General features: G+C 73.2%; 20 protein-coding genes and 1 pseudogene. 9 read left to right on the top strand and 12 right to left on the bottom strand.

Going from position 1 to position 25781, the window contains the following annotated elements; translation table 11 throughout:
* The first annotated feature begins 23 nt into the window (after positions 1-23).
* Together DEJ50_RS02030 and DEJ50_RS02035 are read left to right on the top strand one after the other, a co-directional pair.
* Positions 24-2084, top strand: coding sequence for an alpha-galactosidase (locus DEJ50_RS02030; RefSeq protein ID WP_150205692.1), 2061 nt, complete (start codon positions 24-26; stop codon positions 2082-2084).
* Positions 2081-3343: an MFS transporter gene (locus tag DEJ50_RS02035; protein WP_150205693.1), complete on the top strand. Its 1263-nt coding sequence runs from the start codon at positions 2081-2083 to the stop codon at positions 3341-3343. The genes DEJ50_RS02030 and DEJ50_RS02035 overlap by 4 nt, the downstream gene beginning before the upstream one ends.
* A 253-nt stretch (positions 3344-3596) precedes the next feature.
* Here the strand turns inward: DEJ50_RS02035 and DEJ50_RS02045 are convergent, their stop codons facing one another.
* Together DEJ50_RS02045 and DEJ50_RS02050 are read right to left on the bottom strand one after the other, a co-directional pair.
* Positions 3597-4568, bottom strand: coding sequence for a quinone oxidoreductase family protein (locus DEJ50_RS02045; RefSeq protein WP_150205695.1), 972 nt, complete (start codon positions 4566-4568; stop codon positions 3597-3599).
* A 167-nt stretch (positions 4569-4735) separates the two neighbouring features.
* Positions 4736-5401, bottom strand: a pseudogene (locus tag DEJ50_RS02050) (MFS transporter); the annotation flags it as partial.
* Here DEJ50_RS02050 and DEJ50_RS02055 point away from each other — a divergent pair.
* Entirely contained in the window at positions 5400-6140 is a 741-nt protein-coding gene (locus DEJ50_RS02055; RefSeq protein ID WP_150211826.1) for an AraC family transcriptional regulator, read from the top strand. The pseudogene DEJ50_RS02050 and the gene DEJ50_RS02055 overlap by 2 nt on opposite strands.
* A gap of 79 nt (positions 6141-6219) precedes the next feature.
* Here the strand turns inward: DEJ50_RS02055 and DEJ50_RS02060 are convergent, their stop codons facing one another.
* Complete coding sequence (locus DEJ50_RS02060; protein ID WP_150205696.1) at positions 6220-6846, bottom strand: TetR/AcrR family transcriptional regulator; 627 nt, start codon at positions 6844-6846, stop codon at positions 6220-6222.
* Between the two features lie 64 nt (positions 6847-6910).
* On the opposite strand from DEJ50_RS02060, the gene DEJ50_RS02065 reads away from it, so the two are divergent.
* Together DEJ50_RS02065 and DEJ50_RS02070 are read left to right on the top strand one after the other, a co-directional pair.
* A complete protein-coding gene (locus DEJ50_RS02065) occupies positions 6911-8245 on the top strand; it encodes a GH1 family beta-glucosidase (protein WP_150205697.1) in 1335 nt (444 codons plus the stop codon).
* Between the two features lie 139 nt (positions 8246-8384).
* Positions 8385-8768 (top strand): protease inhibitor I9 family protein, encoded by a 384-nt coding sequence (locus tag DEJ50_RS02070; protein ID WP_150205698.1) that lies wholly within the window; start codon positions 8385-8387, stop codon positions 8766-8768.
* Positions 8769-8809: 41 nt separating this feature from the next.
* Here DEJ50_RS02070 and DEJ50_RS02075 read toward each other — a convergent pair whose 3' ends face one another.
* The 3 genes from DEJ50_RS02075 to DEJ50_RS02085 form a co-directional block, all read right to left on the bottom strand.
* On the bottom strand, positions 8810-10015 hold the full coding sequence (locus DEJ50_RS02075; protein ID WP_150205699.1) for a S8 family peptidase: 1206 nt from the start codon (positions 10013-10015) through the stop codon (positions 8810-8812).
* A complete protein-coding gene (locus tag DEJ50_RS02080; protein WP_150205700.1) occupies positions 10012-11043 on the bottom strand; it encodes a serine hydrolase in 1032 nt (343 codons plus the stop codon). Before DEJ50_RS02080 ends, DEJ50_RS02075 begins: the two co-directional genes overlap by 4 nt.
* 86 nt (positions 11044-11129) lie before the next feature.
* Positions 11130-14681 (bottom strand): S8 family serine peptidase, encoded by a 3552-nt coding sequence (locus tag DEJ50_RS02085; RefSeq protein ID WP_223837534.1) that lies wholly within the window; start codon positions 14679-14681, stop codon positions 11130-11132.
* A gap of 236 nt (positions 14682-14917) precedes the next feature.
* On the opposite strand from DEJ50_RS02085, the gene DEJ50_RS02090 reads away from it, so the two are divergent.
* Both DEJ50_RS02090 and DEJ50_RS02095 read left to right on the top strand, forming a co-directional pair.
* Positions 14918-16474, top strand: a complete 1557-nt coding sequence (locus DEJ50_RS02090; protein ID WP_150205701.1) for an MFS transporter — start codon at positions 14918-14920, stop codon at positions 16472-16474.
* Positions 16475-16517: 43 nt separating this feature from the next.
* Positions 16518-16961 carry a hypothetical protein gene (locus DEJ50_RS02095; RefSeq protein WP_223837535.1) on the top strand — a complete coding sequence of 148 codons (444 nt, stop codon included), beginning with the start codon at positions 16518-16520 and terminating at the stop codon, positions 16959-16961.
* 22 nt (positions 16962-16983) lie between these two features.
* On the opposite strand, the gene DEJ50_RS02100 is transcribed toward DEJ50_RS02095, so the two are convergent.
* The 3 genes from DEJ50_RS02100 to DEJ50_RS02110 form a co-directional block, all read right to left on the bottom strand.
* Positions 16984-17112, bottom strand: coding sequence for a DUF6126 family protein (locus DEJ50_RS02100; protein WP_150205702.1), 129 nt, complete (start codon positions 17110-17112; stop codon positions 16984-16986).
* Positions 17113-17126: 14 nt separating this feature from the next.
* Positions 17127-17753: a helix-turn-helix domain-containing protein gene (locus DEJ50_RS02105; protein WP_150205703.1), complete on the bottom strand. Its 627-nt coding sequence runs from the start codon at positions 17751-17753 to the stop codon at positions 17127-17129.
* Positions 17754-17814: 61 nt separating this feature from the next.
* Positions 17815-19356 (bottom strand): ATP-dependent DNA ligase, encoded by a 1542-nt coding sequence (locus tag DEJ50_RS02110; RefSeq protein WP_150205704.1) that lies wholly within the window; start codon positions 19354-19356, stop codon positions 17815-17817.
* A gap of 209 nt (positions 19357-19565) precedes the next feature.
* Between DEJ50_RS02110 and DEJ50_RS02115 the strand changes: the two genes are divergently transcribed.
* The gene (locus DEJ50_RS02115; RefSeq protein ID WP_150205705.1) at positions 19566-22295 is read left to right on the top strand and encodes an alpha/beta fold hydrolase; all 2730 of its coding nucleotides are present in this window, start codon (positions 19566-19568) and stop codon (positions 22293-22295) included.
* The gene (locus tag DEJ50_RS02120) at positions 22292-23188 is read left to right on the top strand and encodes an ABC transporter permease (protein WP_150205706.1); all 897 of its coding nucleotides are present in this window, start codon (positions 22292-22294) and stop codon (positions 23186-23188) included. Before DEJ50_RS02115 ends, DEJ50_RS02120 begins: the two co-directional genes overlap by 4 nt.
* 41 nt (positions 23189-23229) lie before the next feature.
* On the opposite strand, the gene DEJ50_RS02125 is transcribed toward DEJ50_RS02120, so the two are convergent.
* The 3 genes from DEJ50_RS02125 to DEJ50_RS02135 all read right to left on the bottom strand — a co-directional run bounded on the left by DEJ50_RS02125 (position 23230) and on the right by DEJ50_RS02135 (position 25718).
* Positions 23230-24066, bottom strand: a complete 837-nt coding sequence (locus DEJ50_RS02125) for a hypothetical protein (RefSeq protein WP_150205707.1) — start codon at positions 24064-24066, stop codon at positions 23230-23232.
* Between the two features lie 133 nt (positions 24067-24199).
* Positions 24200-24616 carry an ankyrin repeat domain-containing protein gene (locus DEJ50_RS02130; protein ID WP_150205708.1) on the bottom strand — a complete coding sequence of 139 codons (417 nt, stop codon included), beginning with the start codon at positions 24614-24616 and terminating at the stop codon, positions 24200-24202.
* A gap of 127 nt (positions 24617-24743) precedes the next feature.
* Positions 24744-25718 carry an aldo/keto reductase gene (locus tag DEJ50_RS02135; protein ID WP_150205709.1) on the bottom strand — a complete coding sequence of 325 codons (975 nt, stop codon included), beginning with the start codon at positions 25716-25718 and terminating at the stop codon, positions 24744-24746.
* Between the last annotated feature and the right edge of the window lie 63 nt (positions 25719-25781).

Raw genomic sequence — 25781 nt, forward strand, 5'->3', positions numbered from 1 at the left:
CCCTACTCACATTGAGGCCGCGTGTGATCACCTACCATTCCGAAGCCCGCCTGTGGCTGCTGAGCACACCCGGCACCTCCTACGCCTTCCGGCTGGACGCCGACGACGTCCCCCGGCACGTGCACTGGGGCCGGCCGCTGAGCCTGGAGCAGGCCGTCGCGATCGCGGCCGACCTGCCCGCCGAGGACCCCGGCGGCGACGACCCCGGCGGCGAGGAGTACGTGGTCGAGGGCGGCCTGCGGTTCGGGGCACCGTCGCTGACCGTCCGGTTCGACGACGGCGTGCGCGGCTTCGAGTGGGAGTTCGTCTCACACCGGGCCGAGGGCGGCCTGCTCACCCTCTCCTTCACCGACCGGATCCGCTCCCTGGGTCTCGACCTGCACTACCGGATCCGGGACGGCCACGACCAGGTGGAACGGTGGGCGGTCCTCACCGCGGACGAGCCGGTGGACGTCCTGCGGTTCGACTCCGCCGCCTGGACGCTGCCCGCCCGCGACGACTACCGGGTCAGTCATGTGGTGGGCGAGTGGGGCAGGGAGTTCCAACTCCGGCGCGACCGGGTGCCCATCGGGGAAACGGTGTTCACCAGCCGCCTCGGCATCACGGGACCGCACACCGGACCCTGGCTGATGCTCGACGCGCACGACGCCGCCGAGGAGCACGGCGAGGTCTGGAGCGTGGCCCTGGCCTGGAGCGGCAGCCGCCGGATCACTGTGCGCCGCGACCCGTACGGCCGCGCCTCCTGCACCGGGGGCTTCGGCCACGAGGGCCTGATCTGGAGACTGCTCCCCGGCGAGCGCCTGGAGACCCCCGTGTTCACCGGGCTGTACGCCCCCAACGGCTTCGGCGCCACCAGCCGCCGCTGGCACGCCTACGTCGAAGGCCAGGTGCTGCCCGCCCGTCCGGCCGAACGCCCGCTGATCTTCAACTCGTGGGAGGCGACCGAGTTCGACATCAGCGAGAAGCAGCAGACCGAACTGGCCGAGCTGGCCGCGGGTCTGGGCGTCGAGGTCTTCGTCGTGGACGACGCCTGGTTCGGCGCCCGTACCGGCGACACGGCCGGGCTCGGCGACTGGTGGCCCAACCCCGAACGCTTTCCGGACGGCCTGGGCCCCCTCGCCGACCATGTGCGCGCGCTGGGCATGGGTTTCGGCCTGTGGGTCGAGCCCGAGGCGGTCAACCCCGACAGCGACCTGTTCCGTGCGCACCCCGACTGGATCCTCTGCCAGGACGGCCGCACCCGCACGCAGCGCCGTAACCAGCACGTGCTGAACTTCGCCCGCCGCGACGTCCGGGAATGGGCGGTCGACTGGCTGGTGAGGACCGTCAGCGAGCTGGACGTCGTCTTCCTCAAATGGGACATGAACCGGCCCTTCAGCGAGGCAGGGCAGCCCGGAGCCGCCGACCCCGACCGGGTCTGGATCGAGCACACCCGCGGCGTCTACGAGGTGATGGACCGGCTGCGCGCCGCCCGTCCCGGCCTGTACGTGGAGGCGTGCGCGGGCGGCGGCGGGCGGGCCGACCTGGGCGTGCTGGCCCGCGCCGACCAGATCTGGACCTCCGACAACACCGACGCCGCCGAACGGGTCGCGATCCAGCACGGCCACTGCCAGCTGTTGCCCGCCAGGACCATGGGCGCCTGGGTCACCGACAGCCCGAACGGCTTCACCGCCCGCCCGGCCTCGATCCGGTACCGCTTCCACGTCTCGATGGCCGGGGCGATGGGCATCGGCGGCGACCTCCGGAAATGGAGCGAGGACGAGCTGGCGTGGGCCCGGGGGCTGGTCGAGCAGTACAAGCGGATCCGGCCCGTGGTGCACGGCGGCGCCCTGTACCGCCTCGGACACGACGCCGTGCAGTACCTCACCGGGGACGAGGCCGTCGTCTTCCGGTTCCAGCCGTCGGGGCTGAACCGCACCGTCGCCCGCACCCGGCTGAAGGGCCTCGACCCCAGCGCCCGCTACCGGGACGAGGACACCGGCGCCGTCCACGAGGGCGCCGTCCTGCTCGGCCACGGCCTCCCGCCGCTGCCGGCCTTCGACTGCACGAGCGAGCTCGTCCACCTCAAGAGAGTGCCCCGATGAGCCTCGCCCCCGAACGGCCCGGGGCCCTCGCCGAGCCGGCCCGCAAGGTCAGCCCCGGCTGGATCGCCCTGTACATGCTGGCCAACACCGGGATGTTCATCCCGATGCAGGTGCCGACCACGTTCCTGATGCCCGAGCAGATCGCCCAGATCGACCCGTCGGGGAAGGTCGGCAGCTACGCCTGGGTCAGCATGATGGGTGCGATCTCGGGAATCGTCATCGCACCGCTGGCGGGCGCGCTCTGCGACCGCACCACCGGCCGTTTCGGCAGCCGCCGGCCGTGGATGACCGTGGGCTCGCTGATCTGCATGGCAGCGCTGGTCTTCACCGGCCTCCAGACGACGGTCGCCGGGGTCGCGCTCGGCTCCCTCGTACTGTCCGCCTCCTTCATGATCATCGGCGCGGGGCTCGCCCCGGTGGTACCGGACCAGGTCCCCGTCGCACAACGCGGCCTGGTACTGGGCTGGGCCACGGTCCCCCAGGCCGGCGGCCTGATCGCGGGCGGGCTGCTGCTCGGGCTGGTCACCGGCTTCCCCGCGCAGTACGTACTGATGGCCGCCTTCCCGCTGCTGACCCTGCTGTTCGCGGTCGTCATGACGGACCGGCCGCTTCCCCCCGGGCACCGCGAGCCGTTCTCGCTACGCGCCTTCCTGGACGGCTACCGGATCAGCCCGCGCGAACACCCCGACTTCGTCTGGGCCATGGGCTCCCGGTTCATCATGGGGCTGGGCTACGGCCTGGGCACGCTCTACCTGCCGTACTTCCTGGACGACGTCCTGCACTACGAGCAGCTGTTCCCGGGGCAGTCCACGGAGGACGGCCTGCTCATCGTGGTCGGCGTCAACTGCCTGGCCACGATCTCGACGGTGGTCCTCAGCGGCTGGCTCTCCGACCGGCTGGGCAAGCGCCGCATGCTCGTCTTCCTCGGGGGCGTCACGATGGCCGTCGCCGCGGTCCCGCTCGCCCTGTCGCCCACCTGGACCATGACACTGGCCTCGGCCGTCATTCTGGGCCTGGGCTACGGCGTGTACCTGGCCGTCGACACCGCCCTGGTCACCGAGGTGCTCCCGGCCTCGGCCGACCGCGGCAAGGACATGGCCCTGGCCAACCTGATGGCTTCCCTGCCCTATGTCCTGGTACCCCCGGTCGCCTCGGTCGTTCTCGGAAGCCTGGGGGGATACCGCTCGTTGTTCCTCTGCTCCGCGGGCATGTCCGTGCTGGGCGCGGTGCTGGTCTGGAGGGTCAGGAGCGTCCGCTAACGCGGTCCCCGACGTGTCCGGCCTCGGGGAACATCGGTACAGCGGTTATCGGTGTGAACGATCGCGGCCCGCTCGGCGGGCTCCAGTTCGGCGGTGCGGAGGAAGTCGGCGACCTTGCCCGGCATGTCGAGAGTGCCCGGCGACTCCGGGGCGGGGGCGTCCTCCGCGGTGGCGGGATCGCGGACACGGCTGCGCGGGATCGACGCCTGGCGGAAGCCACGTTCCTGCAGGTCAGTCAATTCCGTCGGTGGCCCTAGGGAATGACGAGCAGCTTGCCGGTGGTACGCCGAGCCTCCAGATCGCGGTGAGCTTGGGCGACCTCGGCGAGCGGGTAGCGGGCCGTCACGGTGGTCTCAAGCACCTTGGTGCGCACCAGTTCAAGCACGTCGGCGGCGCGCCGTAGCAGCTCGGACCGATCGGCGATGAAGTCCCCGAGGCTTGGCCGGATCAGGGTCAGCGAACCGCCCTGGGCGAGCCGGATGGGGTCGAAGGGCGGCACTGCACCACTCGCGGCGCCGAAGAGCACCAGGTGGCCGCGGGTTCGCAGGCTGGCGAGGCTCGCATCGAAGGTGTCCCTGCCGACGCCGTCGAAGACGACAGGCAGGCCCTGGCCGCCATGGAGCCGCTTCACCTCGGCCGCGAGATCGTCCACTGCAGAGTAGAGGATCACCTCGGCGGCCCCGGCGCGCCGCGCCAGCTGGGCCTTCTCCGGTGTCGAGGTGGTGCCGATCACTCTGCCGCCGAGATGGGTGATGAGCTGGGTCAGCACAAGCCCCATGCCGCCGGCAGCAGCGTGCACGAGCACCGTGTCGCCTGGCTGGACCGGGTAGGCGTCCTTGACGAGGTAGTGCGCCGTCATGCCCTGCAGCAGCACGGCGGCGGCGGCCTCGAAGTCGACGCCGTCGGGCAGGGGCACGAGCCGGGAGGAGTCCACGACGGCCTGCTCGGCATAGGTGCCGGGAATCTCCACCCAGCCGACCCGGTCTCCCACAGCGACGTGGGTGACGCCGGGTCCAACCTCGAGGACCGTGCCCGCGCCCTCAGTGCCCGGGGTGAAGGGCAGCGGGAGGGGGTACCGGCCCTGGCGGTGGTATACGTCGAGGAAGTTGACGCCGGACGCGGCGACCTCCACGACCGCCTGGCCCGGGCCCGGCATCGGCTGATCGATGTCGACCAGTCGCAGCACCTCGGGACCGCCCACTTCGGAAACCTGAATCGCTCGCATGACCCCTCCTGAAACGGCTGACTTCCCTCACCAACTCCGGTCGTGGCGATCCGATTCCCGCTCGCGGTGAGGTGTCGTAGCCGTCCCGTGCCCACGTGGGAGAAGGGTGCCACCGACGGAATGGGCTTGCCCAGGTGCCGAAACGCGGCACATTGATCCGTGCAGCTCTACGCGTCCTGCCGCGCGGATGCGGGCGCGGATGCGGGCGCGGGTGCGTCGGCTTGAGGCTTGGGGGCGGTGGGTTCGGGCAGGGCGCGGATGAGGAGCCAGCTCAGGGCAGGCATGGCGATCAGGGGGGTGAGGGCTGTCTTCAGGGAGGTGGAGTCGGCCACGTGTCCCAGCAGGGGGCTAATGAGGCCGCCGATGCTGACGGTGAGGCCGAGGGTGACGCCGCTGGCGGTACCGATACGGGAGGGCAGGTAATCCTGGCCCAGGGTGACCTGGAGGGAGAAGGGCACGTACAGGCCGACGGAGGTGAGGGCCACGAAGAGGAACATGGCCGGGCCGGGTGAGTAGATCACTCCGGTCACGGCGGCGACGGAGAGCAGGTAGGACCAGCGGGAGACATGGACGCGGTCGTAGCGGTTGGCCAGCGGCCCTCCCAGGACCGAGCCGACTGCGCCGCCCAGGAACAGCAGGAACAGGGCGATGGTGCCCGCGGTGGTGCTGCCCTGCATGCGCTGCTGGGGGTGGAGGGAGATGAAGGTGCTCAGGCCGGTGAAGACGATGGAGCGGAAGACGACCGCCAGGGACAGCTTCACGAACGAGGCCACATCATCGGAGCCCCGCGGTGCCTCCGTCTTGGACGCGCCGGCCTCGGGCCGGGCGAGCATCCCAGTCCGCCACGAGTCCGTTGCGCCGACCCGGACCCAGCGCCTGGCCTCCGGCGGCGAGATCGATGCGCACCGCCATGACGATCACCAGATCGCCTACGCCGGCCGGGGCACCATCGCGGTGACCACCGACGCCGGTTCCTGGGTTGCCCCCGCCACCCGCGCGCTCTGGATCCCCGCCGGCACCGTCCACCAGCATCAGGCACACGGCGAACTCGACCTCCACCTCGTCGGCCTGCCCGCCACCGACAACCCCCTCGGCCTGGACAAACCCGCCGTCCTTACCGTCAGCCCCCCTTTGCGCGAACTCATCGTCGCGTACACCCGCGACCCCGACAACGACAGCCCACCCCATCTGCGCCTGCGCGCGGTCATGCTCGACCGGCTCGCCCTCTCCCCCGAACAGCCGCTCCACCTGCCGGTCCCCACCGACCCTCTGCTCCGCGAACTGCACGACATCCTGCGCGCCGACGCGGCCGACAACCGCTCACTCGACGACCTCGGACGCCAGATCGGCGCCAGCGCCCGCACCCTCTCCCGCCGCCTCCGCGACGACCTCGGCCTCACCTACCTACAGTGGCGCACTCAGATCAGGCTCCACCACGCGCTGATCCTCCTGGCGGACGACATCCCCGTCACCGCGGTCGCCCACCGCTGCGGCTGGTCTTCCGCCAGCACCTTCATCGACGTCTTCCGCCGCACCTTCGGCCACACTCCCGGCGCCCGCCCCGCCACCTGACACAGGACCAGGTCTCGGCGGTGAAGCTGTAGCGGCCGAGCAGATTCATCCCGTCGCCCCAGTAACGATGCCGGTGTCGTCAGTGACCGACCCGACTGTTCAGATAGCTGTTGAGGACTTGCTTGCACTCGGCGATCAGCTGGGGGTCGCCCTGGGGATCGCTGCGGAAGGCAAGTCTCAGCACGCCGTCCGCGCATTCCAGGGCCACCCGGACGGCGATCTCCAGATCGGCGTCGTCCTGAACGCCGGACAGGGACGCGGTCAGCGAGCGCAGCCGTCCGGCCACCGCCGTGTTGTTGTCCAGGGCCGGATCGAGGGTGTGGTCCCGGCCCACCGCGCCGAAGTCGACCACGCCGAAACCGGTGATGGTCCGGCGCATGGCGACGTACTCCTCGACGGCCACGTCGACCACGCCCGAGATGCCTTCCGGCTTCTCCCGCTCCAGCCGGACCGCGACCCGGTCCAGAAAGGCCTCCAGATTCCGGGCGGCGAGCGCGCCGATCAGCCCCTCCCGGTCGGAGAAGAACTGGTACAGGGTGCCGATGGGCACCTCGGCCCTGCGGGCCACTTCCTTGGTGGTCAGGGCCGTATGGCCGACCTCGTCCAGGAGTTCGGCGCAGGCGTCCAGCAGCCGTTCGAAACGTTCGGCGCTGCGCTTCTGGACGGGCCGGCGACGCAGCGTCCCCGAGGTGCGGTCTTGGTTCACGGTTCCATCATTCCACCGCCCGAGCTAACATGAGCCAGGCTCACATTTCGGGAGGGTGTCTTCTATGAAGCTGGACCATCTGCCGGCGGACTTCGTCTGGGGTGCCTCGACGGCGGCCTACCAGATCGAGGGCGCCACCCAGGAGGACGGCCGCGGACCGTCGGTTTGGGACACCTTCACCGCCCGCCCCGGTACCGTCCGCGACGGGCACACCGGTGACCTGGCCTGCGACCACTACCACCGGTACGAGGAGGACCTGGCGCTGATGGCCGAGGCGGGCCTCACCGGCTACCGCTTCTCCATCGCCTGGTCCAGGATCCGGCCGACCGGCACGGGTGAGGTCAACCTCAAGGGCCTGGACTTCTACGACCGGCTGGTCGACGGCCTGCTCGCACGCGGGGTCGAACCCGTCCCGACCCTGTTCCACTGGGACCTCCCCCAGGCCCTCGAGGACGAAGGCGGCTGGCTGAACCGCGACGTCGCGTACCGCTTCGCCGAGTACACCGCCGTCGTGGCCGACCGGCTGGGCGACCGCGTCCAGAAGTGGATCACGCTCAACGAGCCGTTCATCCATGCCGTCTGGGGCTACGGCCTCGGCACCCACGCGCCGGGCCGCGCCCTGTTCCTGGGCTGCCTGCCGGTCGTCCACCACCAGCTGCTCGGCCACGGCCTCGCGCTGCGGGAGCTGCGGGCACGCGGCCTCCAGGTGATGATCGCGAACAACTGCACCCCGGTCTGGCCCGCCTCGGACGCCCCCGCCGACCGTGCCGCCGCACAGGCCTATGACAACCTCCACAACCGCCTGTTCAACGACCCCATCCTGACGGGCGCCTACCCCGACCTGTCGGCCTACGGCGCGGACGCCACCCTCGGCGGCTCCGTCCGGGACGGCGATCTCGAACTGATCTCGGCCCCGCTGGACGCCCTCGGCATCAACTACTACAACCCGACCCGCATCCAGGCTCCGACGTCAGAGGGCCTGCCGTTCGAAGAGGCCCCCATCGAGGGCTACCGCCGCACCGCCTTCGACTGGCCCGTCGTCCCCGACGGCCTGCGGGAACTGCTCGTCGGCCTCAAGGAGCGCTATCCGGCCCTCCCGCCGGTCTACATAACCGAGAACGGCTGTTCGGTCGAGGACGTCGTCACCGCGGACGGCACCGTCCCCGACCTCGACCGCATCGACTACCTGGACAGCCACCTCCGGGCCGTCGACGCCGCCGTGGCCCAGGGCGTTGACGTCCGCGGCTACTTCACCTGGACCCTGATGGACAACTTCGAATGGGCCGAGGGCTTCCACCAGCGCTTCGGCCTCGTCCACGTCGACCACGACACCCAGGTCCGCACCCCGAAGGCGTCCTTCGCCTGGTACCGCGACCTGATCCGCGCTCAGCGGGGCTGAGCCCGCCGCCGAGGGGACACCCGGTCCTGCGGATCAGCGCCCGGCTCAAGTGGGGCGGTGGAGACGCCGAAGGACCGGGTGGGCGCGCGGCCCGGCCGCGCGCCGGCCGTGTGTCCGCCCCATCGGAACGGAAACCCGCATGCCCGTGTCCCCGACCGTCGCCCCGAACCCCGTCCTCAGCCCCGTCCTGGCAGCCATCGCCGCCCTGCTGTTCGTCCCGCTGCCGGAGGCGGGCGCGGCCTTCGGCGCACCGACGCCCGGCACCGCCTCGTACCGGCCCGCCGACGGCGCCTCCGTCGGCCGGTTCATGGTCACGCTCGCCCCGGACGCCGACCCGTACGCCGTGATGCGGGACACCGGCGTGCCGGCGGCCCACTTCGTCTACCGCAGTTCCGTACGGGGCTTCGTCGCCGACCTGGACCAGCAGCAGCTGGCGGCGGTCGGCGCGCACCCCGCCGTCACGGCGGTCGAGCCGGACGGCACCGCGATCGGGCTGCCCGTCGAGGACGGTCCCGCGCTGTGAAGGGCGGACGCTGTGACGGGGCGCTGTGACGGGCGGTCGGGTCACCGGCCGCCGGTGAAGAGCAGCTGGTTGGGGCTGCCCGCCCCGAGGCCCTTCAGCTGCTCCTTGGTGGACTCCTGTACCAGCCATGCGACGATCTCGGACGGCCGCGCCGCCGGGTGCTCCTGCTGGTGGAGGGCGACGGCTCCGGTCACATGGGGCGCAGCCATGGAGGTGCCGCTCAGTGCGACCGCGCCGCCGCCCAGCAGGGCGGAGTCGATGGCCTGGCCGGGTGCGTAGAGGTGGACGCAGCTGCCCCAGTTGGAGAAGGAGGCCTGCTCGTCCGCCTGGTCGGACGCGGCCACCGTCACCGCGCGGGCCGCGGAGGCCGGGGAGACCTCGCAGGCGTCCTGCGCGGTGTTGCCCGCGGCGAGGACGGGGAGCACACCCGCCTCGGAGAGGGCGTCGACGGCGTTGTTGACCGCGGCCGACTTCGTCCCGCCGAGGGAGCCGTTGAGCACGGCGGGCTGCTTGGCGTTCTTCGCCACCCAGTCCAGGCCGGCGATGATCCCCGAGTACTGGCCCCGGCCCTCGCAGTTCAGGACCCGGACGCTGACCAGGCTGACCTTGGGGGCGACACCGTAGGTCGTCCCGCCGACCGTGCCCGCGACGTGCGTGCCGTGGCCCTGGCAGTCCTGCCCGGCCAGGCCGTCGCCGATGGCGTCGAAGCCGAAGGCGGCCCGCCCGCCGAACTCCTCGTGCCCGTAGTCGATTCCGGTGTCGAGGATGTACGCGGTCACGCCGGAGCCGTCGCCTGCCGTGGTGAAGCTGTTGTCCAGGGGCAGGAGGTGCTGGTCGATACGGTCCAGCCCCCAGGTCGGGGACGGCCCGTGGACACGGGAGGCGGGCCGCCCGGCGCGGCGGGTCGGCGGTGCGGAGACGGCGGAGTCCTCCTCCACGGACTGCACCCCGGGGGTCAGCCGGACGGCGTCCAGCTGGAGCGGGGTCAGCGGTACCGCGAAGCCGTTCAGGGCGCTGCTGTAGACGAACTCCGGCTTCAGGTCCAGGCGCTCGGCGAGTCCGGCCGGGTCGACGCCCTGGTCGAGGGTCACGATGTACGTGCCGGGCACGGCCTTCGCCGAGGCGGCCGACGGCGCCGGGGTGGGCTCCGGTGCGGATACGGATGGGGATGCGGCGGCGGTGCCGGCCAGCGCGGGGGCGGCCAGGAGCAGGGCGGCGGTGGCCGCGCGCGGGTACGGGCGCCTCACTCGGACGGACCGAAGGCGAACGCCCGGAAGGCGTCCCGCAGCCCGGTGTGGGGCGGGGCGTGCGGGGCCGGCGGGGTGAGGAGGATCGCCCAGCGGTGGTGCCGGGGGGAGATCCACAGGGCCGTCGGTCCGGGTGTGGCGTGGTGGACCCAGATGTCCTGGCGGCGGTCGGTTCCCGGCGCGGGGCGCCACAGGAGGCCGCGGGAGGGGGCGAGTTCGCCGGTACGGATGCGCAGGGAATCGGCGATCCAGTCCGCGGTGAGCGGGCCGGCTCCGGGGGCCAGGAGGTGCCGGAGGAAGGCGGCGGTGTCCTCGAGGGCGGTGTGCAGGGCGGGCGCGAAGGCCGTACGGGTCATGGCCAGCGGCTGCCAGATGCGCTCCGCGGCGAGCTCGGCCAGCGGCCGGCCGGTGACGTGCTCGGCCAGGCGGGCGAGGAGGGTGTGGTCGCCGGTCCGGGTGAGGAGCTGGTGGGCGGTGGCCCGGCCGAGGGTGGGCGCGTAGGCGGCGAGGGGGGTGTGCAGGCGCAGGGCGCCCTCCTCGACGAGCGTGCCGAGCACGGGCCAGACGGCCAGCACGGCGGCCAGCCCACCGACCTCAACCCGTCCCCCCGACCCCGGGCCGGAGCCCGACCCGGAGCCGGAGCCCAGGTCCGGGTCCGAGCCCGGGTCCTGGCCCAGGCCGGATCCCCGGTCCGAGCCGGATCCCTGGCCCAGGCCGAATCCCAGGTCCGAGCCGGATCCCCGGTCCGGGCCGAAGCCCTGGCCCAGGCCGGATCCCCGGCCCGGGCCGAACCCTTGACCCGGGCCGGAGCCCTGGTTCAGGGCAGGCCCTGGGGGCCGGGCGGAACCCGGGTCCGGGCCCGAGCCCGCGGCAGAGGCGGTGGCCGGGTCCGGGGCCGGGCCGGGGGCCGGGGTGGGGTCGGGGAAGCCGTGGGTTCCGCGGAGGCGGATTCCCGCGGCGTCGCCGACCGCCCAGGCGCCGCCGGGCGGTACGGGGATCTGCGCGTCACTGGTCATCGCACTGGTCATCGTGTCTCCACGCTAAGCACCCCGCCCGCCCGGCCGCCGACAGGCAGCCCGCGAACGGGCCGCCTGCCACTCGAATGCGGGTGGGGTCAGGTGCGGTCGGGGCGCTCGGTGACCCGCAGCGTGTTCAGCAGCGGCTTCCCGAAGCCCGAGTGGGTGACGAACCGGATGTTCAGGGTCCCGTCGGTGACGGTGACCGTGTAGGTGCGGTTGACGGCCGTGTAGGTGCCCGCCTCCAGGGAGATGTCCAGCGAGGGCAGCACCTGGCTGCCTTCGGCCAGGACGTCGAAGACCCGCTTGTTCGGCTTGGTGGAGGAGAGTTCGGCGAAGCCGAGTTCCACCGTGTAGGTGCCGTTGGGCACGTTGTCGAAGCGGTACTCGTACATGCCTTCACGGGCGTTGCGGAACAGCCGCTGGTCCGCGGTGCCGGCGATGGTGCGGCCGGTGGACTTGGCGGAGGAGTTGCCCTGGTAGCCGTACGAGCCGGGGGTGTACTTGCGGTCGGCGGTCCAGCTGTCGCCGAGCGCGTCCGGGCCGGGGTAGTCGGCACCGGCATCCAGGGCGACCTGGTAGCGCGGGACGACGACCTTGACCGGGACGGTGAGCACCGGGCTGCGGCCACTGACCGAGGTGATCTTCAGGCCGGTGGTCAGGACCGTGCCGGGGGCCACTCCGGTGGTGTCCACCGCCAGGGTGACGGACGCCTTGCCGCCGGTCGGGATGTCACCGGAGGCGGGGGTCGCCGTCAGCCAGGCCGCGTCCTCGCTCACCTGGTACGCCGTGCCGAGGCCCGGGTTGGTGAGGTCGACGGTGCGGGTGCGCTGCTGGTCCGGGGTGACGACCAGCTCCACGCCGGCCGTGGAAGCGGTCACCCGGCCGGTGCGCAGCGAGCGGGTGAGGGCCGTGACGTCCGCCGCCTTGACCTCGACCGGGATCTGCGCGGTCTCGTACGAGGGGGCGGTCAGGGTCGCGGTGAGGGCACCGGACGGGGACTGGATGACATAGCCGCCGTCGGCCGCCGTGGTGGCGCTGACCGCGGTGTCGCCGGTGCCGACCGTGACGGTCGCGCCGGCCACCCCGCCGCCGTCGTTGGCGTCGAGGACCCGGCCCGAGACCACGCCGCTGCGGGTGGTGCGGAAGGCGATCGACAGGCCGTCGGTGACGACGGGGGTGTTGAAGGAGTACTTGAAGGCGTCGGTGCCGGCCGGGTTCTCGACGCCGAGGGTGGCCGAGGAGCCGCCCTTGATGCCGGTGCCGCCGGTGCCCTTGTAGTGGTAGGAGACGGTGCCGTCCTCGCCGATCACGGCCGAGAAGGAGAACTTGTCGCCCTGCGCGGACCAGTGGGCGACCTCGCGCCATTCGACCACGTAACTGCGGTGCGGGGCGGTGCCGGTGACGGCGGTGAAGACGCCGGAGCCGGTGTCGGCGGCGCCGACCATCAGGTCGTCCCAGAACGGGTACAGGGCCGCGTTGGGCGTGGTGGTGCTGGGCAGGTCGCCGTTGATGTCACCGCCGTGCGCGCCGCCGAAGCTGACGGTGCCGTTGGTGCTGATCCAGGCCTGGCTGTAGGTCTTGCCGTACAGCGGGAGCGGGAACGGCAGGTCCACCCGTTCCGTGGTGTTGTCGCCGGTCAGTGCGATCCGCCGGTCGCCCGCCTGGTACGGGCGGTCGCCGGCGGCGGCGCAGGCGTAGCCGTAGTTGTCGGTGCGGTCCGGGAGGGTGACGGCGGCGGTGGTGTCGCCGGCGACGGTGACCCGGGTGCTGCCGCCGGTGAGGCACCGGGACGGGTGGCCGGCCTGGATGTCGTACGTGCCGTGCGGGAGGGTCACCTCGAAGCGGCCCTGCGCGTCGGCGGTGGCCGTCACGGGGGTGCCGGAGACGGTGACGGCAGCGCCCGCGGCCGGGCCGGCGGACGAGGACACGGTGCCGGTGAGCCGGCCCGAGGCGGCCTGGGTGAGGGTGAAGTCCGAGGTGGCGGTGGCGCCTTCGGTGACGGTGGCCGTGGCGGTCTGCTGCCCGTAGCCGAACTTGCCGGCGGTCAGGGCGTACTCACCGACCGAGAGGGACGGGAAGCGGTAGCTGCCGTCGGCGGCGGTGGTGGTCGTACGGTCGATCGGGCCGTCGGCGGTGACCTGCGCACCGGCCACCGGCGCGCCGCCGGACGAAACGGTTCCGGCCAGCGCGCCGAGCGCCCCGCGGGGAGCCGAGGTGACGGCCGCGAGGGCGTCGAGGCGGCCTTCGCCGAAGACGTTGTTGTCGGCGGCGTTGCCGCCGCAGGTGGTGTTGTCGGTGTCCACCGCGGTGCCGTCGAGCAGCGCCTCGGTCGCGGCGACGTCGCCTTCGAGGGCGGGGGCGGCGGACCACATCAGGGCGACGGTGGCCGCGGTGTGCGGTGAGGCCATCGAGGTGCCGGAGAAGGAGTCGTAGCCGCCGGGCACGGAGGAGCGCACGTTGACGCCGGGGGCTGCGATGTTCGGCTTGATGCCGCCACCGGAGGCCGCGCCGCGCGAGGAGAACGAGGCGATGGCGTTGTTGATGTCGAAGGCGCCGGAGCTGTAGGAGCTCGCGTAGTCGCCGGGCGAGCCGCTGGTGGCGCAGCCGGGCCCGGAGTTGCCGTTGGAGAAGGCCGGGAAGATGCCGGCGGCCCGCCAGGTGTCGACGATCTCGCGGTACCAGGCGTCACCGCCCGGGCCGCCCCAGGAGTTGTTGACGATGTGCGGGGCGAGGTCGGGCCGGGGGTTCTGGCCGGCCGCGTCGGTCGGGGCGACGATCCACTGGCCGGAGGCGAGCAGGGAGGCCTCGGAGCAGGAGTTGGTCTCGCAGCCCTTGGCGGCGATCCACTTGGCGCCGGGGGCGACGCCGGTCTTGTTGGCGCCTCCGTCGTCGCCGACCATCGTGCCCATGGTGTGGGTGCCGTGGTCGTTGTTGTCGCAGGGGGCGCCGCCGGCGCAGACGCCGGCCGGGTCGAACCAGTTGTAGGCGTGGCTGTACGTGCCGTCGGCGGCCCGGCCGCGGTACGAGGCGGCCAGCGCCGGGTGCTGGTAGTCCACGCCGCTGTCGATGTTGGCGACCACGATGCCCTCGCCGCGGACGCCGAACTGCTCCCACACCTGGGGGGCGTTGATGCGGTCGATGTTCCATTCGACGGCGTCGGCCGCGGGTTCCCGCTTGCCCTCGGCGGGCTTGGGGATGGTGACCTTGTCGTCGGCGTCGATCCGGGCGACCTCGGGGCGCTGGGCCAGGGTGCCGGCGAGCTTCTCGCCGCCGACCACGCGGATCGCGTTGACGATCCAGTACGAGGTGTATTCGGCCCCGGCGCCGTCCAGGGCCTTGCGCAGGTCGGCCTGGGAGCGGTCGGCGTGGGATTTCTTGGCCTGGTAGACGGCCCCGGCCTTGCCGGCCCGGGTGCTCTGCTTGCCGGCCGCGGTCAGGTCGGCGGCACTGTCGAGGTAGACCCAGAAGACCGCTTTGTCGGTCTTGTCGAGCTCAGTGCGGAGCTGGGGTTCGATCTTCCGCTCGATGGCGCTCGCCGCGGGGTCCGGCGGCGGGGCCGCTGCCGCCGCGCCGATTCCGGCGGGGAGCAGCAGGAGCGAGGTGAAGGCGGCTAACGCCGCGCGTAACGGTATGTTCCGTTGGGCCACGTGGGGTCTCCTCGTGCGTGTCAGTACGTCGCGTGCAGGTGGTGCGTGCGAGTGGTACGGGCGTGCAGGTGCAGGCGTGCAGGTGGTGCAGGCGTGCGGGTGCTGCGGGCGCGTGGTGCAGACCATGTGCATGACGCGTGCGTGACGTGTGCGCGTCATGGTGAGTCATGTGCCGCCGCCGGTACAAGAGGGCCTCCCCGGTCGCGCCCGTACGCCGGGGCCGCCAGCCTGGAGACATGGCCGCGCCCGATGTCCGGCTCGCCACCCCGCGCGGGCGGTGGATCCTCTTCACCACCGTCCTCGGCTCGACCATGGCCATGCTCGACGCGACCGTGGTCAACGTGGCCCTCCCCCGGATCGGCCAGGACCTCCACGCGGACCTCGCGGTGCTGCAGTGGACGGTCAATGCGTACATGCTCACGCTGGCCGGGCTGATCCTGGTCGGCGGAGCACTCGGCGACCGGTTCGGGCGGCGCCGGATCTTCGTCCTGGGGGTGGTGTGGTTCGCCGTCGGATCGCTGCTCTGCGGACTGGCCCCGAATGCCGGGGTGCTGATCGCGGCCCGGGCGCTCCAGGGCATCGGGGGTGCGCTGCTCACCCCGGGATCGCTCGCGCTGATCCAGTCCTCGCTGCATCCGGACGACCGCGGGCGGGCGGTCGGGCTGTGGTCCGGCTGGGGCGGGGTGGGCGCGGCGATCGGGCCGTTCCTCGGGGGCTGGCTGGTGGACGGGCCGGGCTGGCAGTGGGTGTTCCTGCTCAATGTGCCGCTGGCCGCGGTCTGCGTGCCGGTCGCACTGCGGCACGTACCGGAGTCGCGCGATCCGTCGGCCCACGGCCGGTTCGACGTGGCGGGCGCGGTGCTGGGTGCGAGCGCCCTCGCCCTGGTGACGTACGCACTGATCGAGGCGCCGTCCGAGGCTGCCGCGGTGCCGTTCGCGGCGGGCGCGGGCGTGCTGCTCGCCGCGGGGTTCGTGCTGGTGGAACGGCGGCGGGCGGATCCGATGGTGCCGCCCGGGATCTTCGCCTCCCGGCAGTTCACCGCGGTCAACCTGGTGACCCTGTGCGTGTACGCGGCCCTCGGCGGGTTCTTCTTCCTGTCGGTGCTGCAACTCCAGGTGGTCGCCGGGTACTCGGCGCTGGCCGCCGGGGCCGCCCTGCTGCCCACCACCGCCCTGATGCTGCTGCTGTCGGCCCGGGCGGGCGAGCTCGGGGACCTGATCGGGCCGCGCATCCCGCTGACCGTGGGACCGCTGCTGTGCGCGGCCGGGATGCTGCTGTTCCTGCGGGTGGGCCCGGGGGCCTCGTACGCGGCGGACGTGCTGCCCGCGATGCTGGTGCTGGGCCTGGGCCTGGCGACCCTGGTGGCGCCGCTCACCGCGACCGTCCTGGCCTCGGTGGATCCGGGACGGGCGGGGCTGGCCAGCGGGATCAACAATGCGGCGGCGCGGGTGGCCGGGCTGCTGGCGGTGGCCGCGCTGCCGCTGCTGGTCGGCATGGGCCCGGAGTCCTACCTCTCGGCGGACCTGTTCGACGCCGCCTTCGGGCAGGCCATGGTCTGGTGCGCGGGGCTGCTGGTGCTGGGCGCGGTGGTGGCCCGGATCACCGTACGGACGCCCGCGCCGGGGGCGGCGCATCCGCAGTGCCATGTGCAGTGCCCGGTGACGGCGCCGCCGCTGGAGCCCTCGCCGGAGTGCGCGGAGGGACCTTCGCCGGAGCCCGGGCGGCCGAAGCCCGGGCGGCCCGGGCCGGAGCGGCCGGGGCCGCCGGAACCGCCGCCGCAGGCGGGCCGCTGAGGGCGCACGTACGGTGGGAGGGGGCTGTCCTGCGGAGGTGGGCATGTCCGACGAGGAGATCGCCGAAGTCCGTGAACTGCTGCGCCGCGCGGTGACCCGCAACGATGCGAGTGCCATGCGGACGGCGATGGGCAGGCTGTTCGACGGGGGCCCGGAGGCCCTGTCGCCGACGACCGAGTACGAGCTGCGCCACCCGGACTACGTGATGGAGATGCCGCAGTCCGGAGAGCGGATCCGGGGCCGGGAGGCCATGCGGCGGATGCAGGAGGGCTATCCGGTGCCGCCGACGATCACCGTGCGCCGGGTGACCGGCGCGGGCCCGGTGTGGGTGCTGGAGACGGTCAACGACTACGCCGGCGACATCTGGCACGCCGTGGTCGTCTTCGAGCTGGACCAGGAGGGCCGGATCCTGCGGGACACCCGCTACTACGGGCGGCCGTTCCCGCCGGAGGACTCCCGCGCCGCGCTCGTCGAACGCATGGACTGAGGAGCCCCACAGCCATCGGCCGCTACTGGTTCTGGCCGCCCAGGACGAAGAGCAGGTAGACGAAGAAGGCGAAGAGGTGGCCGACGAAGAGATAGGCGATCAGGCGGATCACCAGACCGCGCGGGAACTTCGACTCGATCTGCGGGGGCATGGCAGGCTCCTTGGTCAGGGGTGGGTGCTGCCGCCGGCGGCGCCGGTGCCGGTGCCGCCGAGGCAGAGTCCGGCGAGGCTGCTCTGCAGCAGGGTGTGGATGAACAGCAGGTCGGCGCCTCCGGCGGAGGCGGCGGCGATCCGGTGCGGGGTCAGCGAGTCGAAGTGCGCGCTGTCGCCGGGGTCCATCAGGTACTCGGTCTCCCCCAGGTGCAGCCGCAGCCGCCCGCCGAGCACGTACAGCCATTCCTCGCCCGGGTGGACGCGGACCAGCTCGCCCTGGCTGCGGCCGTGCGGAACGTGCACGCGCAGGGCCTGCATGCCCCGGCCGGAGCCGCCGGCCTGCCAGTACGTCCAGCCGTCCGCCTCGCGGGCCCCCGGGCCCCCGGCCCGTACGATGGGGTCGGGCGGGCCCGCCGTCTCGCCGAGCAGTTCCGAGACGGTCGTGCCGTAGGTACGGGCCAGTCCGAGCAGCAGCGGCAGCGAGGGCTGGCGCTGCCCGGTCTCCAGCCGGGACAGATGGGCCGGGGAGAGCCTGGCCCGGGCGGCGGCGGCCTCCAGGGTCAGTCCGGTCCGGCGGCGCAGTTCCCGCAGCTGCGGGGCGACGCTGGGCAGCTCTTCGGGCCCACGGTCGGTGCTCATGCTCCGATTGAGCCAGAGCCTTGCCCGGTTGGCAATTCTCCTTGCCTCCGAGGCAAAAACCTCAGTCGACGGGTCCGGACCGGCCGGCGAGCACCGTCTCCACCGTGTCCGCCTCGCCGGGCCGCTTGTCCGGACGGTGCCGGACCACCCGGGCGAACCGCAGGGTGATCCCGGCCGGGTAGCGCGGGGAGCGCTGCACCCCGTCGTAGGCGATCTCCACCACCAGCTCGGGGCGCACCCGCACGGTGAAACCGTCGTCCCCGGTGGCCAGCTCGCGCAGCCGGCCGGTCTGCCAGCGCAGCATCTCGTCCGTCAGCCCCTTGAACGTCTTGCCCAGCATGACGTACGTCCCGTCGGCCGCCCGGGCCCCCAGGTGCAGGTTGGACAGCAGCCCGGTGCGCCGGCCGTGGCCCCATTCCGCGGCCAGCACCACCAGGTCCAGGGTGTGCACCGGCTTCACCTTCAGCCAGAGCTTGCCGCGCCGCCCCGCCGCGTACACCGAGTCCAGGGACTTCAGCATGACCCCCTCGTGGCCGCGCCGCAGGGTCTCGTCCCGGAACTCCTCGGCGGCCTGCCGCTGCGCCACCGGGTCCTCGGCCGCCAGCCGCCGTACCCGGGCCGAGGGCGGCACCAGCCGGGCGAGGGCCGCGTACCGCTCGCGCAACGGCAGGTCGAGCAGCACCCGGTCCTCGGTGGCCAGGACGTCGAAGAAGAACGCGGTGACGGGCCGGGCGGCCCGGGCCGCCGCCACGTCCAGGCGCGCGCCGACCCGGCTCGCCACCTCCTGGAACGGCACCGGCCGGCCGCCCCCGTCGAGCGCGATCACCTCCCCGTCGAGGATGAAGCAGGCCCCGGGCAGCTCCCGGGCCAGCTCCGCCACCTCCGGCAGCCGTCCGGTGATCTCGTCCAGGGACCGGGTGTAGACACGGACGGTGTCCCCGTCCCGGTGCACCTGCACCCGGATGCCGTCCAGCTTCTCCTCCACACTGCACGGCCCCAGGGCCGCCATCGCCTCCGCCACCGAGGCGGCGGTGCTCGCGAGCATCGGCTGTACCGGCCGCCCGACCCGGAGCGTGAAGGAGTCCAGGGCAGGCGCGCCGCGGGCAAGCACCGCCCCCGCCACCCGCGGCAGCGACCCGTCGAGCATCACCGCGCGGCGCACTCCGGCGGCCGGCACCCCGGCGGCCACCGCCACCGCCTCCAGGGCGACCGCGTCGAGCGCGCCCTGCCGCACCTCCCCGGCGAGCAGGCTGCGCAGAAAGCGCTGCTCGGGCCCGGTGGCCGCGCCCAGCAGTCCGTCGACGATGCGCTGCCGCTCGGCCTGGGCGCCGGTGCCCGCCACTTCGGTGAGGGAGGTGACGGCCGCGTCCACCTCGGCCACGGTGAGGGCGGGCCGGCCGGCGGGCTCGGTGTCCCGGCTCAGGACACGCCAGCCGACGCCGGGGCGGCCCTGCGGGAGCCGGCCGGCGAGGTAGGAGATGACCAGGCCGGCCTCCTCGGCGGGGGCCGCGGCGAAGAGTTCCGCGAGGAGGGCGACCTTGCGCGACCGGGCGGAGGTTTCGGCGACCTCCCGGGACACGCGGGCGACCTCGGCCAGCAGCATGCCGCCATCGTCCCGCCGACTCCGGGCGGGCGCAGGTCGGGCGCGAACCGGGCGCGAACCGAACGCAGACCGCGTATCGAGGGGCCGCGCACCGACGGGCCGCATACCGCAGCTGCGGTACACGGCCGACGGAGCGTACTCCTTGAGAAGGTGCTGAGTTCCGCCTGCGGTTGCTCGGGGTGGGAGGGCCGCCAGCTTAGGGTTCCGGTATGAAACTCCGATTGCCGCGGCGCCGCCGGCACCGCGCGCTCGCGGGTGCCGCCGCGCTCGCCGTCCTCGCGGGTGCCGGTGCCTGGACCGTCGCCGCCTCCGAAGACGCGCCCGCCGTGCACCGCACGGACCAGGTGCTGGACATGGCCGGTACGGGCATCGACACCTCGTACTACGTCGCCCCGACAGGGGCTCGGCGGCCGGCCGTGCTGCTCGGCCACGGCTTCGGAGGATCGAAGGACGATGTGCGGGCGCAGGCGGAACGGCTGGCCCGGGACGGGTACGCCGTGCTGGCCTGGTCGGCGCGCGGTTTCGGCGGCTCCGGCGGAAAGATCGGCCTGAACGACCCCGCCTTCGAGGTCAAGGATGTGTCCGGGCTGATCGACTGGCTGGCCAAGCGCCCCGAGGTGCGCCTGGACGCCGACGGGGACCCCCGGGTGGGCATCGCCGGCGCCTCCTACGGCGGGGCCGTCTCGCTGCTGGCCGCCGGCCACGACCGCCGGGTGGACGCGATCGCCCCGCAGATCACCTACTGGAACCTCGCGGACTCCCTCTTCCCCCAGGGCGTGTTCAAGAAGCTGTGGGCCGGGGTGTTCTTCACCACCGGGGCGGCCGGCGGGGTCCAGCTCGCCGGCCCGCCCGCCGCCGGCACCGCGGCCCCGGCCCCCGCCCCGGCCGCGGGCCCCGTCTGCGGCCGGTTCCAGCCGGAGCTGTGCGCGATGTACGAGCGGGTCGCGGTGGCCGGGAAGCCCGACGAGGAGGCGCGCCGGCTCCTGGAGTCCCGCAGCCCCTCGGCGGTCGGCGACCGGATCAAGGTGCCGACGCTGATCGTGCAGGGCCAGGCCGACTCGCTGTTCCCGCTGGACCAGTCCGATGCCATGGCCCGGGCCATCGCCGCGAACGGGGCTCCGGTCGCCGTCGACTGGGCGGCCGGCGGCCATGACGGCGGCATGCGCGAGACCGGCCGTATCGAGGACCGGGTGACCGCCTGGTTCGACCGCCACCTCAAGGGCGACACCTCGGTGGACACCGGGCCCGCCTTCCAGATCACCCGGACCGGCGGGATCGACACCACCAACGGCGAGGTCCAGATCCGCCAGGCCGCCGGCGACCGCTACCCCGGGCTGGGTTCCAGGCCCCGCACGGTCCCCCTGGCCGGCCGTGAGCAGAGCTTCACCAACCCGGCCGGCGGAGCCCCGCCCTCGCTGTCCTCGCTGCCGGGCATCGGCGCACAGCTCGGTGCCTTCGGCACCGGCCTGTCCCTTGACTTCCCCGGCCAGTACGCCCGCTTCGACTCCGCGCCGCTGGACGGCGAACTCCGCATCACCGGAACGCCGGTCGTGCGGCTGCGGGTGAAGTCGACGGCGGCGGACGGCTCGGCGGTGCTGTTCGGCAAGGTGTACGACGTGGGGCCCGGCGGGCAGCAGCTGCTGCCCAGTCAGCTGGTGGCCCCGGTCCGGGTGGAGAACGCGCAGAACGGCACGGAGGTCGAGCTACGGCTGCCGGCCGTCGACCATGCGGTGGAGGCGGGACACCGGCTGCGCCTGGTGCTGTCCGCCACCGACCTCGGCTATGCCACGCCGGCGGCCCCGGCCCGCTACTCGGTGGAGGTGCTCGGTCCGCTGTCCGTCCCGGTGGCTGACGGGGTCCGGACCTCGGCCGCCGCGCTGCCCGCCTGGACCTGGTGGCTGCCGGCGGGTGCGGTGGTGCTGGCCGTCGTCCTGCTGACGGTGCGGCGGCGGGCACGGCCCGGCGGGGCTCCGGCCGCGGCCGGGCGGCCCGCGCCGGACCCGGTGCCCGCAGGAGGCGACGTACCACTGGAGATCACCGGGCTGACGAAGCGGTACAAGAAGGCCAAGGACCGCTACGCGGTGCGGGACCTGTCGTTCCGGGTGGAGCAGGGGCAGGTGCTGGGGCTGCTTGGCCCGAACGGGGCGGGCAAGACGACCACCCTGCGCATGCTGATGGGGCTGATCGCGCCCGATGCCGGGGAGATCCGGGTGTTCGGGCACCCGGTGCGCGCCGGATCGCCGGTGCTGTCGCGGGTCGGCGCGTTCGTGGAGGGCGCGGGATTCCTGCCGCACCTGTCGGGGCGGGCCAACCTCGAGCTGTACTGGCGGGCGACCGGCCGGCCGGCCGCGGACTCGCACATGGACGAGGCCCTGGAGATCGCCGGGCTCGGCGATGCGCTGGAGCGGGCGGTACGGACGTACTCCCAGGGCATGCGGCAGCGGCTGGCCATCGCGCAGGCGATGCTGGGACTGCCGGACCTGCTGATCCTCGACGAGCCGACGAACGGTCTGGACCCGCCGCAGATCCGGGAGATGCGGGACGTGATGATCCGGTACGCGGCCGGCGGCCGGACGGTGATCGTGTCCAGCCATCTGCTGTCGGAGGTCGAGCAGTCCTGTACGCACCTGGTGGTCATGGACCGCGGCCGGCTGGTGCAGGCCGGCCCGGTGGCCGAGATCACCGGGGGCGGCGACACCCTGCTGGTGACGCCGGCGGAACGGGTGGCGGATGTGGTCGTCGAGAAGGTGGCCGCGCTGGAGGGAGTGGGATCGGTGGTCAGGTCCGAGGACGGACTCGGGCTGCTGGTACGGCTGGAGGGCGCGAGCGCGAGCGAGCTGGTCGCCGAACTCGTCCGGCTGGAGGTGCCGGTGGCCGCGGTGGGCCCGCACCGGAGACTCGAGGACGCGTTCCTCACCCTGATCGGAGGTGCGGCATGAGCACGGTGGAGACTCCCCCGGCACCGAAGGGGGCGGCGGGGGCCGAGACGGCACCGGGGTATGCGGCGGGCCGGACGCTGCCGCTGCGGGTGGAGGCGCTGCGGCAGTGGCGGCGCCGCCGGACGCTGGTGATGGGCGGGGTGCTGGCCGCGCTCCCCTTCATCCTGCTGATCGCGTTCGCGGTGGGCGGCGGCCCGGAGGACGACCGGAACGGGAACGGCCGGATCACCCTGATCGACACGGCCACCGCCTCGGCCGCCAACTTCGCCGCGACCAGCCTGTTCGTCTCGGCGGGCTTCCTGCTGGTGGTGCCGGTGGCGCTGTTCTGCGGGGACACGGTGGCCTCCGAGGCCAGCTGGTCCTCGCTGCGCTACCTGCTGGCCTCGCCGGTCCCCCGGGCCCGGCTGCTGTGGAGCAAGCTGGTGGTGGCGCTGGGGTTCAGCCTGGCGGCGATGGTGCTGCTGCCGGTGGTGGCCCTGGCGGTGGGCACGGTCGCGTACGGCTGGGGTCCGCTGCAACTGCCGACCGGCGGGGCGCTGCCGACCGGGGACATCCTGCCGCGGCTGGCGCTGGTGGTGGCCTTCGTCTTCGTGTCGCAACTGGTGACGGCCGGGCTGGCGTTCTGGCTGTCGACCAGGACGGACGCCCCGCTGGGGGCGGTCGGCGGGGCGGTCGGCCTGACCATCGTGGGCAATGTGCTGGATGCGGTGACCGCGCTCGGCGACTGGCGGGAGTTCCTGCCGGCCCACTGGCAGTTCGCCTGGGCGGACGCGCTGCAGCCGCAGTTGGAGTGGGGCGGCATGGTGAAGGGTACGGCGGTGTCGGTCTCGTACGCGCTGGTGCTGTTCGCCCTCGCGTTCCGGGGGTTCGCCCGCAAGGACATCGTGTCCTAGAGGCCGAATTCGCGTCCGGGTTCGACTACGTCCGGGTTCGGCTACTGGGGATCGGACGGTGTGACGGGCTCTTCGGGCGGCGTGCCGGGCTCATCGGGCGTCGTGTCCGCGGGCGGCGGGACGGGCGCGCCGGGTTCGGTGTAGTCGTCATAGCCCTTGTCTGCCATGCACTTCTGCATGATCCGCGCCCGGTCCTCGGGCTTCGTCGTGTACGGGATGGCGGCGGAGCAGTCGGTCACGGCCTTGGCCCGCTTCTGCGCGTCATCGGGCTTGGCGGGCGCGGGACCGGTGTAGTCGTCGAAGCCCTTGTCCGCCATGCACCCCTGCATGATCCGTGCCCGGTCCTCGGGCTTCGTCGTGTAGGGGATGACCGCGGAACAGTCCTTCTCCGCCTCCGCGCGCTGCTTCTCCTTCTCGGGGTTCACCCTCGGCTCGGCCGGCGGCGGGGGCGCCGGGGGCCTCTGTGGCACGGGCGGGACGCGGTCGGTCGGCTGGGGCGCCGGGGGCCGCGGCACGGGCGGGACGCGGTCGGTGGGCTGGGTCGTCGGCGCGCACTTGGCGTCCTTGCGCGCCTCCTCGTAGGCCGAGTTGAAGCCGTCGACGTATCCGTGCCGGTACCTGTTCCACGGATCGCCGTAGGACTGCGGAGGTTTCGGCTGGCACTTACCACCCACAGCCCACCCCGCGTTCACTCCCGCGCGGCAGCCGTTCCAGTACGGATCGTCGTTGGTCAGGCACACCTCGCCGATCGCCGGAACGGCCGGGGCGGTCGCACTGGCGGTCCCGGCGGTCCAGCCCCACAGCGCAAGGGCCGGTGACAGCACCAGCCCGGCGATGAGGCGCGCAGACAGCGTCGTCTTCGGACGGCTGCGATACATGGCCACAACCTCTCCGGGGAATCGGCCGCCTGCCGGACACCCGCCGGACACCCCTGGAATGTGCCGCCTCCTGTCCAGTCAACGCCGGGGCCCGGGCGGTGTCAAAACGTGCGCCCGCAACCGCGGCGCCCGTTCAGTGCGAGGCGCCGGCGGCGCGCAGGGCCTCGGCGGTTTCCGGGTGGGGTCCCCGGAGCGCCCAGTACAGCGGGGTGTGGCCGGTGCCGTGGTCCTCGCGGAGGTTGGGGTCGGCGCCGTGGGCGAGCAGGGCGCGTACGGCTCCGGTGTGGCCCCAGCAGGCCGCCGCGCACAGGGGGGTGCCCTCGTCGCCGTGACCGCTTTCGGCGTCCGGGTGGGCTCCGGCCTCCAGCAGGCGGCGGACGATGTCCTCGGCTCCGTGCACGGCTGCCGCGTAGAGCGGGGTGGTGCCGTCGGGATCGGGCGTCCCGGCCGGGGCGCCGGCCCGCAGCAGGGCTCCGGCCTCGGCGGTCCGGCCGAGCCGGGCCGCGGTGACGAGCCGTCGCGACAGCTTCTTCTGCCGTCTGCGGTTCACGGCACCTCCTGATGCTCGGTGCGGGTCGGTGCGGGTGGCCGGCCGCCGTGGCGCCCCGGGAACGTGTCCGGGGCGCCGCGGCGGAGCCGGCAAAGCCGGCGGGTGGATGGTTCGGCGCGCAGCGCCGTCAGGCGTCGCCCTGGCCCGGCCCGAAGCCCGCCGCCTCGGCGATCGCGTCGACCGCGGCGAGGAGTTCGGCGTCCAGGGGGCGGTCGGCGACGGCCGCGTTGGCGCGGATCTGCTCGGCGGAGGTGGCGCCGGCGATCACCGAGGCGCAGCCGGGCTGGGCGGAGAGCCAGCCGATGGACAGCTCCAGCACGCTGCGGCCGTACTTCTCGCCGAGACCGGCCAGGGCCTCGACCACGTCGAGCTTCTGCTCGGTGAGGTAGTCGTCCTCGCCGACCAGCCGGGAGCCGGCCGGCACGGCCGCGCCGCGGCGGATCTTGCCGGTGAGCAGGCCGTTGGCGAGCGGGTAGTACGGCAGCACGCCGACGCCGTAGTGGCGGGCGGCGGGTACGAGTTCCCGCTCGGCGGTGCGCTCCAGCAGCGACCACTCGTTCTGCGCCGAGATGAAGGGGGCGGCGCCGGTCGCGCGGGCCAGGTGTGCGGCTTCGGCGAGCTGCCAGCCGCTGAAGTTGGAGTGGCCGAGGTAGCGGACCTTGCCCTCGGTGACGAGTTCGGTGAGCGCGCCCAGGGTTTCGGCGAGCGGAGTGGCCGGGTCGGGGCTGTGCAGCTGGTACAGGTCGATGTGGTCGGTGCCCAGACGGCGCAGGGACTCCTCGACGGAGCGGCGGATGTAGCGCCGGCCGCCGCGGGAGCCGACGGCCGGGCCGTACCCCATGTCGACGCCGTCGTAGCCGAACTTGGTGGCGAGCACGACCTGGTCGCGGCGGCCCTTGAGGGCCTGGCCGAGGTGGCTCTCGGAGGCGCCGCGGGGGGACCCGTAGATGTCGGCGGTGTCGAGCAGGGTGATGCCCGAGTCGAGGGCCGCGTCGACGACCGCGCGGGTGGCGGCGGCGTCGAGGGTGCGGCCGAAGTTGTTGCAGCCGAGGCCGACGGCGGACACCTGAAGACCAGAGTGGCCGAGGGGGAGATAGCGCATGGGGACGTTCCGCTCCTCACGTGTGGATGATCCACACGCTATCCCGTGCCCGAGCGGCGGCCC

It is taken from the genome of Streptomyces venezuelae (genome assembly GCF_008642295.1).
Lineage (GTDB): Bacteria > Actinomycetota > Actinomycetes > Streptomycetales > Streptomycetaceae > Streptomyces > Streptomyces venezuelae_C.